The sequence below is a fragment of the Subdoligranulum sp. APC924/74 genome (assembly GCF_003324125.1).
Classification (GTDB): domain Bacteria; phylum Bacillota; class Clostridia; order Oscillospirales; family Ruminococcaceae; genus Gemmiger; species Gemmiger qucibialis.
Window position 1 is genome coordinate 17,704 of record NZ_PSQF01000027.1, and the last position, 16,912, is coordinate 34,615.

Consider the following 16,912-nt stretch of genomic DNA (forward strand, 5'->3'; position numbering starts at 1 on the left):
GAATAGACGATTTGTGTATTTTGCGTCAGCGGTTCTTTTGGCGCTCCAAAATAGCGGCAAAAAAACCGTCTGTGGATGTTTCGTGCGGCAGAAACAGTGTGCCGTACTCCCCCACCCGCATACCGGACAGTATGATTTGTGGCGCTATAAGGGAAAAATCTTGATTGTCTTGCAGGAACTGGCGTACTTGGGCTTCATTTTCGTGATGATTCACCGTACAGGTAGAATACACCAAACGGCCGTTCGGGGCAAGATATTTTGCGCCGTTTTGCAGGATTTTTTGCTGTGTTAATAGTAAATTTTCAATCCCATCCAGCGTTTTTTCCCGGATGTCCGGCTTTTTGCCGATGACACCAAGGCCGGAACAGGGCACATCGCATAACACGCGGTCAAAGCTGCCAAGGCCAAAGGCGGGGTTCAGGATAGTGGCATCCCCATGGTAAGGCTTGGCGCGCTCAATGCCGCAGCGGTCAAAGGCCTGCTTCAGCAGTTTGACGCGGCCTGTCATGGCTTCACCGCTGAACAGCTCACCGCGGTTCTGCATCTGCTCGGCAATCGTCAGGCTTTTGCCCCCAGGGGCGGCGCACAGGTCCAGCACCCGCATACCGGGGCGGGCATCACAGCACAAGGCAGCAAACTGGCTGGCTAACCCCTGCACATGGAATTGCCCGGCGTGGAATGCTTTGGATGCAGCGGGATTACCGTTGAATATAACCAGCAGACAGTGCGGCCATGGGCCAGCCGTTACGGTGTGACCTTCCTGTTGCAATGTCTGCGTCAGGGCTTCATCGGTCGTGCGCAGCGGGTTGACCCGGATGGCGGTGGGGCGGCGCTGATAAAACGCAGCAGCCATTGCCTCGGCATCCTGCGGATACTGTGCTGCAAACAACGCGGCAATCGGCTGAGAGAGACAGTAATAGGTGCGCAGCCGTTCTTCCAGATCCGGCCAATGTTCCGGCTTGGGGTCCAATGCGGCCGTGCGGCGCAGCATGGCGTTGACCATACCCGCAGCACTGGTTTTGCCAAATGCTTTGGCTAGCTTGACCGATTCATTGACAGCCGCAGGCAGCGGAACATCCATAAACTTGGCCTGTGCCAGCCCGGCGCGCAGAATGGCCCGCACAGGGGCATCCAGCTTTTCCAGCGGGCGCTTGGAAAACTGTGCCAGCATCCAGTCCAGCAGGCTGCGGCGCTCCAGCACGGTATAAAAAATACCGGAAGCAAAAGCTGCATCCCGCGGGGAAAGCGGCGGCTTGCAGGCTTTCAGCTCAGAATCCAGCACAAGGTTTGCATAGCCGTTTTGCTCCTGCCGCATAAGGGCCTTGACGGCCAGGTAACGCGCGGTCACAGGCTGTCCCCCGCTTTCAGGCGGCGGCCGGCAGCCCATGCGGTACCCGCCATCGACTTGCCGCCTTCCGGCGTGACGGAATCCAACACGATTGCGCCATCCTGGCAGGCAATGGTCAACGGCTTAACCGCCAATACAGAACCCGGCGCAGCGTTGGCGGGATTTTCAGAAAGCTTGCTGGCGGTGACTTTGATTTTTTTGCCATCGTGCATAAAGAACGCCATTGGCCATGGGTTCATACCACGCACCCAGTTGTGGATGTGGGCAGCAGGCTGGGTAAAATCGAACTGTGCCATCTCTTTGGTCAGGGACGGCGCCTTGGTGGCGAGAGATTCTTCTTGCTTTTTTGGGGTCAGCTTCCCTGCTTCGATTTTGGGCAGGACCTCAACCAGCGTTTTGGCACCAATCGCGCTTACGCGGTCAAACAGCTCGCCGCTGGTCATGTCCGGGTCAATCGCAACCGGCTGCACATACAAAATATCGCCGGTATCCAACCCTTCGTCCAACTGCATAATAGTCACGCCGGTTTCGGTATCACCGTTGAGCACAGCCCATTGGATAGGGGCGGAACCACGGTACTTGGGTAACAGCGAAACATGCAGGTTGATGCAGCCATATTTGGCCACATGCAAAAGTTGTGGCGGAATAATACAGCCGTAAGCAACAACGACAATAATATCGGGTGCCAGGCTTTTGATCAGCTCATCCGAGCTGCCATCGCGCAGGGTGCGCGGCTGATAAACAGGGATGCCGTTGGCCTCAGCCGTCTGCTTGACCGGTGGGGCGGTTAAAATCTGTTTGCGGCCAACTGGCTTATCTGCGCGGGTAAACACAGCGCAGATATTGTGCCCGGCGGCAATCAGAGCGTTCAGACTTTCGGCAGCAATATCAGGGGTGCCCATAAAGAGGATACGCATAGAAGTTATTCCTTTTCTTATCGTAAGCGTATGGGAAAATTGATGTACAAAGCGGGATCAATCCTCTGCATCTTCCGGGTAGTCATCCTCATAAAAATGGGTGGCACGGTCCATGATGGTAACGCCGTTTAGGTGGTCGTTCTCGTGCTGGATGCAGCGGGCCAGCATGTTTTCGGCTTCCAGTTCAAACCAGTTGCCATTGCGGTCCTGCGCTTTGACCTTGACCTTTTTGGAGCGGGTAATAGCGCCGTTGTGGCCGGGGAAAGACAGGCAGCCTTCATACAGTTCATCGGTTTCGTCGCTCAGGTATTCGATTTCGGGGTTGATGAACTCAATAAAAGTATCTTTGTAATCGGCGGGGGCATCTTCCGGGCGGTTGCGGTCATCCAGGCAGATGAAAATGCGGCGCATCATGCCAACCTGGGGGCCGGCAAGGCCAAGACCGTCAGCATCCACCAGGGTATCCTGCATATCATCCAGCAGAGTGGCAAGGCGGTCATCAAATTTGGTAACGGGGCGGCAGACCTTTTTCAGGATGGGGTCACCATCTTTTACGATTGTACGAAGAGCCATAATAAAAATCCTCCTTAAAATTCAATCGCCGTCGGAATTAAAGTCCAAAGCGATCCCGGCTTTTGCGGGCAGCTTTTCGGCGGCGTAAGCATCCAATGCGGCGTGCATCAGGGTACGGAACCCCGCATCGTTGCGGCATTTCAATGTTAGTTTATAGCGGTATTTCCCGCTGATCATGGCAATGTTCATGGGGGTGGGGCCAAGCACACGCAGCGGCTGGCCGGGGTGTGTAGCGAACTGCTGCCCCAAAATGGCGGCAAAACGCCGCGCAGCCTGAAATACTTCCATCTCCTGCGCACCGGAAAAACTGACCACGCAGAATGAGCAAAACGGCGGATAGAGCGAGAACTTGCGGAACATGATCTCCTGCTGGTAAAACGCGGGGTAATCCTGCGCTGCGGCCAACTGGAGGACAGGGTGATCCGGCACGGCGGTTTGAATCAATGCCCGACCCGGCAGTTCCGCCCGGCCGCCGCGGCCAACGACCTGAGTGATCAGGCTGAACACATTCTCATAGGAGCGGAACCCCTGCCCAAAAAGCAGGGAGTCGATGCCCAGCACACCAACCAGGGTGACATTGCCGAAATCCAAGCCCTTGGCAACCATCTGGGTGCCAAGCAGAATATCATACTCCTGCTTGGCAAAACGGGCCAACATTTTTTCGTGGGCGTTTTTTTGCATGGTCGAATCCTGATCCATGCGCAGGATCCGCGTACCGGGCAAAAGTTCGGCCAGCTCCTCCTCCACTTTCTGGGTACCAAAACCGCTGTACACGATTTTGCCGCCGCATTCCGGGCAAAGCCCTGGTACAGGGCTGACCCGGTGCCCACAGTAATGGCAAAGCAGCGCGTGCTGCGCTTTATGATAAACCAGCGGCACGGAACAGTTGGGGCACTTCAGCACATGGCCGCAGGTGCCGCACATGCCAACGGTCTGGTAGCCGCGGCGGTTCAGCAGCAAAATGCTCTGTTCCCCGCGCTGCAGATTGGCAGCGAGTTCCTGTACCATCCGCTGGCTGACTTCCCGCGGGTTCCCAGCGGCAAGTTCGGCGCGCATATCAATAAAATCAACCGTTGGCAGCGGGCGACCGCCATAACGGTGGGTCAGCGTAACAAGCCGCATCCGGCTGCTTATGGCGGCGTGATAGGTTTCGGTGCGCGGCGTAGCGGAGGAAAACAGCAGCAGGGAATGCTCCATCATGGCGCGCTTTTTGGCAACGTCATGGGCGGAATAGCGTGGGGCGGATTCGCTTTGGTAGGTGTGTTCCTGTTCCTCATCTAAAATGATCAGCCCAATGTTTTGCAGCGGTGAAAAGATAGCGCTGCGGGTGCCGATCACGATATCGGCATCGCCATTTTGGATCATCCGCCATTGCAGCAGGCGCTCGGTGTTATTCAACGCGGAGTGCTGCACCGCAAGGCGGCTGCCGAACATGGATTTCAGGCGGCGTGTCATCTGCGGGGTCAGGCTGATTTCCGGCACAAGTACCAGAGCCCGCCTGCCCTGCGCCAATGTCTTTTCAATCAGCTTTAAGAATACGGCGGTTTTGCCGCTGCCGGTAACGCCGTGCAGCAATGCCGCACGGGTCTGTCCGCTCAGCAAATCCTGTTCCAGCTGGTCGTAAGCGGTTTGCTGCTCCGGCGATAGTTCCAGCGGCTGTGGGTCAAAGGGGATATCAGCAAATAAATCCAGCGATTTATCCCGTTGTTCGGTTTTCAGAATGCCTTTCTGGCATAACCCGTTTAAAGTGGAGGAAGATATCCCCTGCGCTTCCAAAGCGGATTTGGTGCAAGGCCCTGCGCGCAGCGCTTCCACGGCCTGAATCTGGCGTGCGCCGGGTTTTGGTTTCTCCGGCAGCTCGCCAACCAGGGCATAAACGGTTTCCAGCGTGCGGGTTAGGCGGCTTTTTAATACGGGCTTTCCGTTTTCCATGCCGGGCTGGTACTGCGCGCCATACGGAATGACCGCCTTGACCGCCTCGTACCAGGTACAGAAATAACGGTCCTTCAAAAAGTGTACCAACTCCAAAAGATCCGGGGTCAAGCGGGCTTTTTCCGGCGCGGCGGCCAGCAGGCTTTTTAAACGTGGATCGGGGGCTTCTTCCGCTCCTACTTCCAGAACAACAGCCATCCGTGGGTGATTGCCACGCCCAAACGGCACCAACACAATGCTGCCGGGCCAGAGGGATTCCGAAAAATCTGGCGGAACCAGATAGGAATACAGCTTGTCAAAATGGATGGTGGCGTCGTTTACCGCCACTTTTGCAATGCAGGGCAAACACGCACCTCCTGTTTTGGCGTTTGGGGCAGTGGATTATTCGGCATCGGGCTCGGCAATGCGCTTTTGGATGATGGAATAAATCTCTTCGGCGCAGGTGTCGACAACATCGTTGACCACATGCTCGTCATAATCAGCCGAACGGGCAATCTCGGTCTCGGCACGGCGCAGGCGCTTCTGAATGACTTCCTCCGCTTCGGTCCCACGGTAACGCAGGCGGCGTTCCAGCTCTTTCATATCCGGCGGCATGACAAAAATGGTGGTGGAACCGGGGTACATCCGCTTGATGTTGCCGGCACCCTCCACTTCGATCACCAGAATAACCGGAATCTGCTGCTCCATATGGCGCTCAACTTCGGAACGCAGGGTGCCGTAATAGTTTTCGCAATAGCAGGTGTGCTCAACAATATTACCTTCTGCCAGAGCGGTTTCAAACTGCTCTTTGGTCAAAAAATGGTAGTTTTTACCGTTCACTTCCCCTTCGCGCATGGTGCGGGTGGTGGCGGAAACGGTCTTTTCGATTTCTGGGTGGCTGCCCAGCAGCTTTGCCACAACGGTATCCTTGCCGGTGCCGGAAGGCCCGGAAACAACAAACAAATATTTTTCGCCTTTCATGCAAAATCCCCCTAACACATATTATACAGGTGGTTACACGGTTGGTTTATCCTGTTCTTTTTCAAAACGTCCTAAAACTTCCTCCGGCTCGAAAGCCGAAAGCACCACATGATCAGAATCCGTAATGATCACCGCGCGGGTGCGGCGGCCATAGGTTGCATCAATGGCCGCGCCTTTGTCGCGCGCATCCTGCACAATACGTTTGATGGGTGCAGAATCCGGGCTGACAACGGCGATCACACGGTCCGCGTTGACCATGTTGCCAAAGCCGATGTTGATAAGCTTCATGGCCGGGCCTCACTCAATGTTTTGAATCTGCTCGCGAATTTTTTCAATCTCAGATTTCAGCTCAACCACAAGGCGGGTGATGTTGATATCCTGGCACTTGGAACCGATGGTGTTGGATTCGCGGTTCAGTTCCTGCGTCAAAAAGTCCAGCTTGCGGCCAACCGGCTCGTCCAGCTCCAGAATAGAGCGGTACTGGGCCACATGGCTATGCAGACGGACAGTCTCTTCGTCGATGGCAGTTTTATCGGCAAAGATAGCAGCTTCTGTCACGATGCGGGCATCGTCAATGTTGCGGTCTTCCAGCAGCTCTTTCAGGCGGGTGTACAGCCGTTCGGTATATGCCTGCACACGCCCGGCGCTGTTCTGCTCGATTTGAGCAACCAGCGTTTCAATCGCTGCCAAGCGGTTCAGCACATCGGTGCGCAACTTTTCGCCTTCCACCGCACGCATGGAAACAAACGCGGCAACCGCCTGCTGGGCAACCTGCTCCACATCAGCCCACAGGGTATCCGGGTCTGCGGGCGCAGCGGTCTGGGTCAACACATCTGGGAAACGGCAGATGGTGCTGACGGTAACATCGTTTTTCAGGTCCAGCTTTTCCGACATTGCCTGCATGGCGGTCTGGTAGCTTTTGGCTAACTGCCAGTTGACCTGAACAACGGTATCTGCCGCTGCAACATTCTGAATGCTCAGGTTCAGCTCAACCTTGCCGCGGCTAACCTTGGCAGCCACCAGCTTTTTGAGCTTATCTTCCAAAAATGAGCAGGTTCGGGGCACACGGGACGAATATTCAAAAAAGCGGGAGTTGACACTGCGCAGTTCCACAACGATATCGCGCCCGTTCAAAACCTGCTCCGCGCGGCCATAACCGGTCATACTAAGTACCATATTCCTACACCTCGTTATCAAAGCATTACAAGGCAGCGCTTGCCGTAACCTGCAATCAGGAGCGCACCAAAGGCAGCAAACGCCAATACATATTTACTATTTATTTTACTATTGTTGGCCGCTGTTTGCAAGGCAATGCGCAGGAAAAGCGGCAGTTTTTTCATTTTTGTAACCCCTTTGATAGAATCAATCAAGGTAAAATAAAAAGGCCTGTACAGCTTTGATGGCAGTACAGGCTTGAATGAATCTGAAAAAATCAGGATAAATACGATTTACAGCTCAGCAACAGCGGCTTTCAGTGTTTCCACGCGGTCGGTGTTCTCCCACTTCACGCCCAGCTCCTCGCGGCCCATGTGGCCGTAAGCAGCCAGCTGGCGGTAGATGGGCCGGCGCAGATCCAGGTCACGGATGATAGCTGCCGGGGTCAGATCAAATACTTTGCGCACAGCGGCTTCCAGTTTGTCGTGCTCGATGGTGCTGGTACCAAAGGTATCAACCATGATGGAAACGGGCTCGGCAACGCCGATAGCGTAAGCCAGCTCAACTTCGCACTTATCGGCCAGGCCGGCAGCGACAACGTTCTTGGCAACCCAGCGGGCAGCATATGCGGCCGAGCGGTCAACCTTGCTGGGGTCCTTGCCAGAGAAAGCGCCGCCGCCGTGGCGAGCATAACCGCCGTAAGTATCAACGATGATCTTGCGGCCGGTCAGGCCGGTATCACCCTGCGGGCCGCCGACAACAAAACGACCGGTGGGGTTGATGTAATACTTGGTGTTCTCATCCAGCAGTTTGGCGGGGATGATGGCTTTGATGACATGCTCCATCACATCGGCATGCAGCTGTTCCTGACTGACGGAAGGGCTGTGCTGGCTGGAAATAACAACAGCATCCACGCGCACGGGTTTGCCGTTATCGTATTCGACGGTAACCTGGCTCTTGCCATCAGGGCGCAGATAATCCATCATGCCATTCTTACGCACTTCGGTCAGACGCTTGGCCAGCTTGTGGGCCAGGCTGATGGGCAGAGGCATCAGCTCGGGGGTTTCGTTGCAGGCATAACCGAACATCATACCCTGGTCGCCAGCACCGGCAACATCATCGTTGGTGCCAAGGGCAATGTCGGGGCTCTGGCCGTCAATGTTGGTGATCACGCCGCAGGTATCGCAGTCAAAACCGTACTTGGCACGGTTATAACCAATCTCGCGGATGACCTGGCGTGCAACACCGGGAATATCAACATAGCAGTCGGTCGTGATTTCGCCCATGATGTGGACAAGACCGGTGGAGCAGGTGGTCTCGCAGGCAACGCGGGCACCGGGGTCCTTTTCCAGGATGGCATCCAGAATGGCATCAGAAATCTGGTCGCAGATTTTGTCGGGATGGCCTTCGGTAACGGATTCGGATGTGAACAGAACTTTGGACATAAAAAGCTGCCTCCTTAAAAAATATAGGGTCAGAAAGGCAACTTGCCGAGAACAAAAAAACGCGCGCCGGGTGTGGACCCAAAGCGCACGTGAACGCTTATCTTTCGGTTCCCCGCAGGAATTGGCACCTTACGCTTGCGCGCAGGTTGCCGGGCTTCATAGGGCCTGTTCCCTCTGCCACTCTTGATAAGTTGCTATTCTGATGTAACGTGCTTATGTTACCATAGGCAACCGGCAAAGTCAACGATGTGGCGTTGGGCAAATTGTCAGCTTTGCACAAAATGGATTGAACTTTTGTCAAAACGGGTAAAAATGACCAATGATGGCTGCCCAATCAGCAGCAATTAAGCGGTTACGCTTTTGCCACCGCTGTTGCGGCCATGCAGAATGGGCGAAAGCGGCTTGTAAATTGCAAAGCAGATTACGGCGTCCAGCATCCCTTTGAAGAAAGTGAACGGCAGGTTGAACACCAGCAGGCAGTTCAAAAGGCCATTGACATTCGGGTTAATGGCCTGGTACATGCCGATGATGGCATCCAGCGGCAGATGATACATGACCACATAGGCCGGATAGACGATGAAGTAGTTGTACGGAACGCTGACGATTGCCATAACCAAAGCGCCGAGCACTGCGCCCAGGATAGCGCCGCTGCGGGTTTTCTTAAAACGGTATACCATACCGGCCACGCCGACAAACAGAGCGCCCATCACAAAATTAAACAGCTCCCCCACCGCAGCGGTGCTGGTGCTGGGCAGTTTGATCAGGTTTTTGATCAGGCACACCACAATACCGGCAACCGGGCCGTAAGCAAAGCTGGCAATCAGGGCTGGCAGTTCCGAAACATCCAGCTTGATAAAGGCGGGCATGATGGGAATGGGAAACTCCATATACATCAATACTGTGGCAACGGCAGCAAGCATGGCGGTTCCGGTTAATACGCGGGTGTTGAATTTGGTTTTCATAAAAAATACCTCCCTGGGGGGCGCGGCCCCAAATAAAATGATTTGGAAAGCCAGTAACAGCTTCGGGAGGCTGATAATTGCAAATAAAAACGCCCTGTTGCAAGCTATACTTACAACAGGGCGCAGAAAAGCAAATAGAACAGCTTTCCGTTTCTTTCATCCGGACTATACCGTCGGCCCCGGAATCACACCGGATCAGCGGCTGCATCAACAGCCGGTCGCGGGCTTGTGGCAATGCCATTTACCGCCGGTGGGGAATTGCACCCCGCCCTGAAACAGACTTTCTAGCTTTGAGTATAGCACAGGTTTTACAAATTGCAAGAGGGTGTGCTATAATTGACAAAAATAAATTTGGAGACTGGGTGGTGTTTCCCTGCTGCTTGGTACACTCAGGAGGTTTAGGGCAATACCGCATAATTCTAAGTGCCGATACGGCGAGCGAGGTGCGGCAGCTGCTAGGCCAAAAGCGCAGATAATACTGGATGTCTTATCGAGCATTTTGGCAACGCAGATGCCGTGCCGCAGCCGTCGGAGCGGTGCTTAAGCCGTAAGGCGGGAATTGTGTGGTGTTGCCTTAGAAAGTGGAGGTTGCAATGGAAATAGGAAAAATTTCGCTGTTGAGCATTGTCACGGCGGTGGCCCCGATGGCACTTTTTGTGCTGCTGGCGCTGTTTGCCCCACTGGTTTACCGCAGAATTGCGGGCAAACTGATTGAAAAATTCCGTCCACATCAGCCGCAGTGGATCAGCATCATTCTGGATAGCTACCTGAGCCCAACAACGATCTTGCTGCGCGCCGTGTTTATTTATGCTGCACTGTGGGTTTTGCCGCTGGAACTGAACACCCCCACATACCGCAGCGTATTGGCGCGCATCATGCAGGTAACCGCAATCTGCCTGATTGCCTGGGGCGCATGGATGGCTGCCCCTGTGTGCCGCCTTTTGCTGCGCAGCGCAGAAAACAAACTGGATATTGCTACCAACCGCACAATGGGGCGCTTTTTTGAAAATATCTTCCGAGCTGTTGTAGGCGTTGTGGCGGGCATTGCGGTGTTGGATGCATTGGGCATTCCCGTTACCGGCCTGCTGACAGGTGCTGGCGTTGCCGGTATCGGTATTACCCTGGCGGCGCAGTCCACCATGTCAAACCTGATTGCAGGGGTAGCGCTGGTGCTGGAACATCCCTTTGGCATTGGGGACTATGTGATTCTGGGCAGCTATGAGGGCACGGTGGAAGATATCTCGTTCCGCTCCACCCGTATCCGCACGCCGGACCATGCAGTGATTACGGTAGAAAACTCCAAGGTGTGTGGCGAATACATCCAGAATGTTACTGACCGGACCAACCGACTGTGGCAGTTTACGATCGGTGTCACCTATGATATCCCGCGCGAAAAAGTTGAAACGCTGTGTGCAGATCTGAAAGAACTGCTCAGTGCGGATGCACAGATCAGCTCGGACGCAATGACTGTTACCCTGAATGAATTTAGCGCTTCCAGCATGGATATTCTGGTACGTTGCTATGTGACGGCGGTGGATTATACGGGCTATTTACAACTGAAAAGCCGCATGAATCTGGCCATCATGGACCTGATGAAGCGGGATGGATGCGACTTCGCCTTCCCTTCCACCAGCGTTTACCTGGAAAAAATGCCGCCGCAAAAAGGCAAATCCTGATTTGGCAGAAACAGCTCATCAAGTGCCCAAGTTAGGGCAATACCGCATAATTCTAAGTGCCGATACGGCGAGCGAGGTGCGGCAGATGCCAAGCCAAAAGCGCAGATAATACTGGATGTCTTATCGAGTATTTTGGCAACGCAGCTGCCGTGCCGCAGCTGCCGGAGCGGTGCTTAAGCCGCAAGGCGGGAATTGTGCGGTATTGCCTTAGCAATTTGAACCAAACAATATAACAAAACCGCCACGAACCAATCTAACAGGTTCGTGGCGGTTTTTATGTACGTTTAAGTTTTACGCGGCAATCTCAGATCAGAGCAGCAGTGATGAGGCTCATCTTGTAGACTTCCTCAGCATCGCAGCCACGGGACAGGTCGTTGATGGGAGCATTCAGACCCTGCAGGATGGGGCCATATGCAGCAAAGCCGCCCAGACGCTGTGCAATCTTATAGCCGATGTTGCCGGCGTTGATATTCGGGAAGATAAAGACGTTAGCTTCGCCAGCAACGGTGGAGTTGGGAGCCTTCAGCTTGCCAACTTCCGGTGCAACGGCGGCGTCAAACTGCAGTTCACCGTCAACCTTCAGTTCGGGATGTGCTTCCTGAACGCGCAGGGTGGCGTTGCGCATCTTATCAACGGTCTCGCCCTTGCCGGAACCCTTGGTGGAGTAGCTCAGCAGAGCAACCTTCGGGTCGATACCGAAAATCTCAGCGGTATGAGCAGTCTCAACGGTGCTCTCGACGATCTCATCCTCAGAAGGATCGATATTGATGGCGCAGTCGCCCATCGCCAGCTTCTCGTTGCCGCGGACCATAATGAAGCAGGAGCTGACGGACTTGATGCCGGGCTTGCACTTGATCAGCTGCAGAGCCGGGCGAACGGTATCAGCGGTAGAATAGGTAGCGCCGCCCAGCAGGCAGTCAGCCTTACCCATCTTGACCAGCATGGTGCCGAAGTAGTTGGACTTGGACAGTGCAGTGCGGCACTGCTCCTCAGTCATCTTACCCTTGCGCAGTTCAACCATTTTGGCAACCATTGCGTCAAATTCAGGGTAAGAGGTCGGGTCGCAGATCTCTGCGCCGGTAATGTCAAAGCCGCCCTCAGCAGCAGCCTTTTTGACTGCTTCCGGGTTGCCCAGTAGCAAAACGTTCAAAATCTTGCCAGCCAGCAGCTTGGATGCTGCGGACAGGATACGGGCATCAGTGCCCTCAGTAAATACGATGGTTTTAGGATTTGCTTTCAACTGATTTTCAAAATTTTCAAAAACGTCCATGATAATACCTCCGTATCAATCTGGTGCCGGGTATCCGTGGATCCCGCACACGCTAGTACAGATACAATTATAGCACGATTTGAATTATTTGCAAATGGTGCAAGGACAAAACATATGTTTTTTGCGCAAAAAAAGTCTGAACTGGCTAAAAACGCAAAAATTCATGCGTTTGACGCAAAAATATCAGGCGAGATTGACAAAACTATATCAAACGGTGCGCGGGATGGAATTCTCTCCTTCCGGAGCAAAAAAACCATAAGAACGATAAAAATCGGCAACATCCTGTGGGCTGTGCACAACAACAGCCTGCAAAAGCCGGTCCGTGCCGGGCTGGCGGAAACCGATGATGGTTTCACCTGTACAAATGCTGCTTTGCGTTGCAATATCCGCCGGGCCAAGGCCCGGCGGCGGCTGCAACGCGGCGCAGGTTTTGCGGTGGTTAAAGAACATGGTGCATAACGCCTCCCCTGCTTTTCTTTCAGCATAGCGCAGGTTTGGGCAAAAAGCAAGTGCAATACAAAAAAGCCTTCCGGCACACAGGAGGGCTGCAATACCGGAAGGCATATGTAGGGAAATATAGAGAATGTCAGAATAAATCAGTCGAGGAATTCCTCGTTCAGCTGAACGCCAAAATCATGGGCAATGGCACGCAGGTCATCATCGGTGATGGTCTGGCGGATCAGGCCGCCGCCCATGGAGAGAACTTTGACATAGATCTCAGCACTCTTTTCAATCGTGTGGGCCAGGCCGAAAGTAATATCAAAATCGGGGCCGGAAGCAAACAAACCGTGCTGTGCCCAAATGGCAGCCTGGTATTTTTTCATCAGCTCACTGGTAGCCATGGCAATGTCAGCACCGCCGGGCACCATCCAGGGGCAGACGCCGACACCCTCCGGGAAAACGACCGGGCATTCAGTAGCGCTCTGCCACAAAGCACGGGTAAAATCACGGTCAGTCAGCGGCAGAATGTAGGTCAGGGCAATTACGTTGGTAGCATGGCAGTGGTAGATCACGCGGTTGGCACCGTTGGTGGCGGCCTTGCGCACGCTGTGGTTCATAAAGTGGCTGGGAAACTCGGAAGTCGGCTTTGCGCCATCGGCCAGGCCCCAGACAATGCGCCAGCTGTCGCCCTTATCATTGATCTCAACAATGCCGATGCTGTGGATAGGGTCCGGCTCCACATTGCGGAAGAACTTGCCGGAACCGGTGGTGATGAAATATTCCCCGGCCAGGTTATCAGCCTGAACGCCCATGTTGACCCACTCGCACGGGGTTTCGTCAAAGAAAGGACGGCATGCGGCAACATCTTCCTCGGTCATGCGGTAGGTCAGGTTGCCGCCGTTGCGCTCATGCCAGCCCTGCAGCCAGCCGTCGTTGCACATACGGATAAAACCTTTTACGTTTGCTACATCATAAATCGTGCTCATAATACTGCTCCTTTACTCCATTGCCTTTTATCGTAACTGTTGCCTGCGGCTTACCGCGTGATGATATCAACAGGGACATTAAAGATTTTTGCCACTTTCAGGATGGTATCAATGTGGCGGCCGGTGGCTGCTGCCATGTGGTGGGTGGGGCCGGCTTCGCTCCAGCGGTTGCAGAACTCACGCGCACCGCAGCTGAAGCGGGTACGCATGTTGGTATCGCCAAAGGTAAAGATGGGGCCGGGTTCATTGACGCCCTCGGCAACCACAAACTTGAAGTGGCCGTCCTTATCCTGCGTGATGGCCAGATAGGTCACATCGCCAACCGGTGGATAGAATTGGGTCAGATAGCCGCCACCAGTCTTGCCGTGGAACACGGGCACGATCTTCATGGTCGGCTTTTTTGCCTTGGAGATATCGGCATCACCGGAGCCGGAATGGCCGATGATGCAGATATCCTCGTTGAAGTCGATGGAGTACATCTCGCTCAGCTGGCCGCAGCCCGCAATGGTTTTCAGGATGGACATTGCCATCGAAACCTTGATATCGCCCTCAACCGCGCAGGCAGTGCCCTGCTTGATGAGCATCGAGAATGCAGGAATCAGCATGGAGTCCAGTTTGCCGGCCACACCCTTGGCAAAACCGTCGTAGTGGGAAGCCACAAACGCAATTTTTTCGTCCTTGACCCACTGCTCAAAGGCAACAACATAACGGGCCATATCCCAGACCTTTTCGATCGTGCCGCCGCCCTCAATATCAAAGGTATCCAGAATATCCTGTGCCTTGGCACGAATCGCTTCTTCATCGGTGATGTTATCGGCAATGGCCCACATTTTTTCCCAGTCAAACTGCTTGGTGTAAAGCCACATGCGGTTGTATAGGTTGGTTTCGTCAATGTACAGGTCCATCATGCCGGGGTACGGGCGGCCGATCTGGGCAAGGTTGGTATCGCGGAAGCGGCGGCGCACCTGTGCAGCACGGCACCAATCTTCAATTTCAGCCTGCACACCGGGGTCACCGCCCTCGACCACGCCGGTGATAACGGCATGGCGCTTACCGGCGCGTTCCAGGTCGGCAACCATTTCACCAACGGCACCACAGGCGTACAGTTCACCTAGCCAGGTTGGTGTATCAGTGTTGGCATAATCCGGGGCTTTCTTCTTCTGCACATTGACCAGTACAACGGGTACATCCAGATCGCGCACGGCGGGCAGCATGTTGTAAGAGGTTGCATAGGTCAGCAGCTGCAGAATAACCAGGTCAACGTCTGCGGCACGGAACTTATCGCCCGCTGCCATGGACTGCTCTTTGGTGGTAACAATGCCGCCGTCAATGACCTCAACGGTATCGGGAATGGTCTTTTTGAAAGCGGCATACTGACCCTCAAATTCAGGAACCAGGGTTGGGAACTGCGGCAGATAGGCACCCAGAGCAATGGCAAACACGCCAACACGGGCTTTGGTTTCAACTAACATGGATATTACCCCCTGTAATAAAATTTATTGCGGATCACATTCCAAAATAGTGAACGACTTTTTGATGGAGGCGCGTGCATCCGCAAGGTCTTTGAACTCCCCTGCACGGATCATCTGCACCATCAGGTTGCCAAGGGCGGTACCCTCGGTAGGGCCTGCAAACACGGGCAGCTGGGTGGCATTTGCGGTCATCTGGTTCAGGTACATATCCTGGCTACCGCCGCCCACAATATTGATGCTGGTATATTCTTTGCCGGTCAGGCTTTGCAGCTCTTGAATAGCGGCCTGATAATCATGCGAAAGCGAGTTGTAAATGGTCTGCATCACTTCGCCGGTGGTGGCGGGAACCGGTTTGCCGCCGTCTTTGCAGGCAGCCTTGACTTCTTTGATCATGGATTTCGGCGCCAGGAAGCGGTCGTCGCCAGTGGATACGATCCCGGCAAAGCTGCTGGCTTCCTGCGCGGCGGCAATCAATTCCGGGAAAGACGGGCGGGTTCCGGTCTGCTCGCCAAGTTCACGCCGCACAGACTGGATCATCCACAGGCCCATAATGTTCTTAAGGTAACGGTAGCGGTATTCATAGCCGCCCTCGTTGGTAAAATTGGCCTGCATGCTGGCAGGGGTCGTGATGGGGTCTTTGTTTTCCACACCCAGCAGGCTCCATGTGCCGCTGGAAAGATAAACGGCCTTATCATCCCTTGCGGGAACAGCCAAAAAGGCGGAGCCGGTATCATGTGTAGCGGGCAGTACGACGGTGCAGTCAAAGCCGACATAATCCTTGACGGCGGAGCTCAAATTTCCCAGTTTGGTGCCGGGGGTGCTGATTCTGCCAAAGATTTTGCGCGGCAGACCAAGCCGGTTGATGATTTCATCGTCCCAATCCTTGCTTATAGCGCCCACCAGGGCAGTGGTGGAAGCATTGGTATACTCGTTGGCCATCACGCCGGTCAGGCGGTAATTCAGGTAATCCGGCACCATCAAAAAATGCTCGGCAGCGGCAAGCTGTTCCGGGTGCTCTTTCTTTAAGGCACACAGTTGGTAAACCGTGTTGAACGACTGGTACTGGATGCCGGTACGGGCGTAAAGTTTTGTAAACGGCAGAATGGGTTCCAGTTCCTCCCGCATGGCGGCGGTGCGGCCATCGCGGTAAGCAACGGGGTCCCCGATAGGGGTACCATCGGCATCCAGAAGCAGAAAGTCAACAGCCCAGGTATCAATACCGACCGTTGTGGGCGTATAGCCTGCATCGTGGGCGGCTTTCAGCCCCTCGATCACATTCTGAACCAGGCCTTCCATATCCCAGCAAAGGTGACCGTTCTTTTCAATCAGGCGGTTTTCAAAGCGGTAGACTTCATGCAGGGCCATAACACCATGTTCCACGGTGCCAATAATGTGCCGGCCGCTGGATGCTCCGATATCTACAGCAAGATAACAGGTTTGCATCTTTCTCTCCTTTTGGTAAAATGCGAATCAGGCGAACTGCCTTATGCTATTAGTATAGCGGCATAATATCCGGCATTCCATGGTTTGAAGTGGACAGTTTTTTGTGAAAATTCTACTTTGCCATTCCCTGCTGGCAAAGGCGGTTTCGCTGCTTTTGCTTGACTTATAGTAATGGGAAAAAATTAAGTCTGTGTTTTTTCGATGACAAGGCGAAGATTGTTGTAATACTGTCGCAGTGCCCGATGAAAATGTTAAGGCAACACCGCACAATTCCCGCCTGACGGCTTAAGCACCGCTCCGGCGGCTGCGGCACGGCATCTGCGTTGCCAAAA

Annotated in this window: 16 protein-coding genes and 2 riboswitches; of the genes, 2 read left to right on the forward strand and 14 right to left on the reverse strand. The window is 54.2% G+C overall.

Annotated features, from left to right (window positions below; all coding sequences use genetic code 11):
• Positions 1-25 precede the first annotated feature (25 nt).
• The 10 genes from rsmB to C4885_RS08445 all read right to left on the reverse strand — a co-directional run bounded on the left by rsmB (position 26) and on the right by C4885_RS08445 (position 9,292).
• Positions 26-1,348 (reverse strand): 16S rRNA (cytosine(967)-C(5))-methyltransferase RsmB, encoded by a 1,323-nt coding sequence (gene rsmB, locus C4885_RS08405; protein WP_158538847.1) that lies wholly within the window; start codon positions 1,346-1,348, stop codon positions 26-28.
• Positions 1,345-2,265, reverse strand: coding sequence for a methionyl-tRNA formyltransferase (gene fmt, locus C4885_RS08410; protein WP_113999894.1), 921 nt, complete (start codon positions 2,263-2,265; stop codon positions 1,345-1,347). The genes rsmB and fmt overlap by 4 nt, the downstream gene beginning before the upstream one ends.
• A 57-nt stretch (positions 2,266-2,322) precedes the next feature.
• Positions 2,323-2,838, reverse strand: a complete 516-nt coding sequence (def, locus tag C4885_RS08415; RefSeq protein ID WP_113999895.1) for a peptide deformylase — start codon at positions 2,836-2,838, stop codon at positions 2,323-2,325.
• Between the two features lie 21 nt (positions 2,839-2,859).
• Entirely contained in the window at positions 2,860-5,115 is a 2,256-nt protein-coding gene (gene priA, locus C4885_RS08420) for a primosomal protein N' (RefSeq protein ID WP_113999896.1), read from the reverse strand.
• Between the two features lie 36 nt (positions 5,116-5,151).
• Complete coding sequence (gene gmk / locus C4885_RS08425; RefSeq protein ID WP_113999897.1) at positions 5,152-5,730, reverse strand: guanylate kinase; 579 nt, start codon at positions 5,728-5,730, stop codon at positions 5,152-5,154.
• Positions 5,731-5,763: 33 nt separating this feature from the next.
• Positions 5,764-6,018, reverse strand: coding sequence for a DUF370 domain-containing protein (locus C4885_RS08430; protein WP_113999898.1), 255 nt, complete (start codon positions 6,016-6,018; stop codon positions 5,764-5,766).
• A 9-nt stretch (positions 6,019-6,027) separates the two neighbouring features.
• The gene (locus C4885_RS08435; protein ID WP_113999899.1) at positions 6,028-6,906 is read right to left on the reverse strand and encodes a YicC/YloC family endoribonuclease; all 879 of its coding nucleotides are present in this window, start codon (positions 6,904-6,906) and stop codon (positions 6,028-6,030) included.
• 17 nt (positions 6,907-6,923) lie between these two features.
• Entirely contained in the window at positions 6,924-7,070 is a 147-nt protein-coding gene (locus C4885_RS16465; protein WP_158538848.1) for a hypothetical protein, read from the reverse strand.
• A gap of 108 nt (positions 7,071-7,178) precedes the next feature.
• Entirely contained in the window at positions 7,179-8,330 is a 1,152-nt protein-coding gene (gene metK / locus C4885_RS08440) for a methionine adenosyltransferase (protein ID WP_113999900.1), read from the reverse strand.
• Positions 8,331-8,424: 94 nt separating this feature from the next.
• Positions 8,425-8,523: riboswitch (SAM riboswitch) on the reverse strand.
• A gap of 151 nt (positions 8,524-8,674) precedes the next feature.
• Entirely contained in the window at positions 8,675-9,292 is a 618-nt protein-coding gene (locus C4885_RS08445; RefSeq protein ID WP_113999901.1) for an ECF transporter S component, read from the reverse strand.
• Positions 9,293-9,436: 144 nt separating this feature from the next.
• Positions 9,437-9,574: riboswitch (FMN riboswitch) on the reverse strand.
• A 311-nt stretch (positions 9,575-9,885) separates the two neighbouring features.
• Between C4885_RS08445 and C4885_RS08450 the strand changes: the two genes are divergently transcribed.
• Positions 9,886-10,968 (forward strand): mechanosensitive ion channel family protein, encoded by a 1,083-nt coding sequence (locus tag C4885_RS08450; protein WP_113999902.1) that lies wholly within the window; start codon positions 9,886-9,888, stop codon positions 10,966-10,968.
• 304 nt (positions 10,969-11,272) lie between these two features.
• Here the strand turns inward: C4885_RS08450 and pta are convergent, their stop codons facing one another.
• Positions 11,273-12,238 (reverse strand): phosphate acetyltransferase, encoded by a 966-nt coding sequence (gene pta, locus C4885_RS08455; protein ID WP_199488092.1) that lies wholly within the window; start codon positions 12,236-12,238, stop codon positions 11,273-11,275.
• Between the two features lie 36 nt (positions 12,239-12,274).
• Here pta and C4885_RS16285 point away from each other — a divergent pair, with 36 nt between their 5' ends.
• Positions 12,275-12,697, forward strand: coding sequence for a hypothetical protein (locus C4885_RS16285; protein ID WP_147237804.1), 423 nt, complete (start codon positions 12,275-12,277; stop codon positions 12,695-12,697).
• Positions 12,698-12,834: 137 nt separating this feature from the next.
• On the opposite strand, the gene rhaD is transcribed toward C4885_RS16285, so the two are convergent.
• From rhaD to rhaB, 3 genes are read right to left on the reverse strand one after another with little or no spacing between them, the layout of a single operon-like run.
• Complete coding sequence (gene rhaD / locus C4885_RS08465; RefSeq protein ID WP_113999905.1) at positions 12,835-13,665, reverse strand: rhamnulose-1-phosphate aldolase; 831 nt, start codon at positions 13,663-13,665, stop codon at positions 12,835-12,837.
• A 50-nt stretch (positions 13,666-13,715) separates the two neighbouring features.
• Positions 13,716-15,137, reverse strand: coding sequence for an arabinose isomerase (locus C4885_RS08470; protein ID WP_113999906.1), 1,422 nt, complete (start codon positions 15,135-15,137; stop codon positions 13,716-13,718).
• A gap of 24 nt (positions 15,138-15,161) precedes the next feature.
• The gene (rhaB, locus tag C4885_RS08475; protein ID WP_113999907.1) at positions 15,162-16,580 is read right to left on the reverse strand and encodes a rhamnulokinase; all 1,419 of its coding nucleotides are present in this window, start codon (positions 16,578-16,580) and stop codon (positions 15,162-15,164) included.
• Positions 16,581-16,912: the final 332 nt, after the last annotated feature.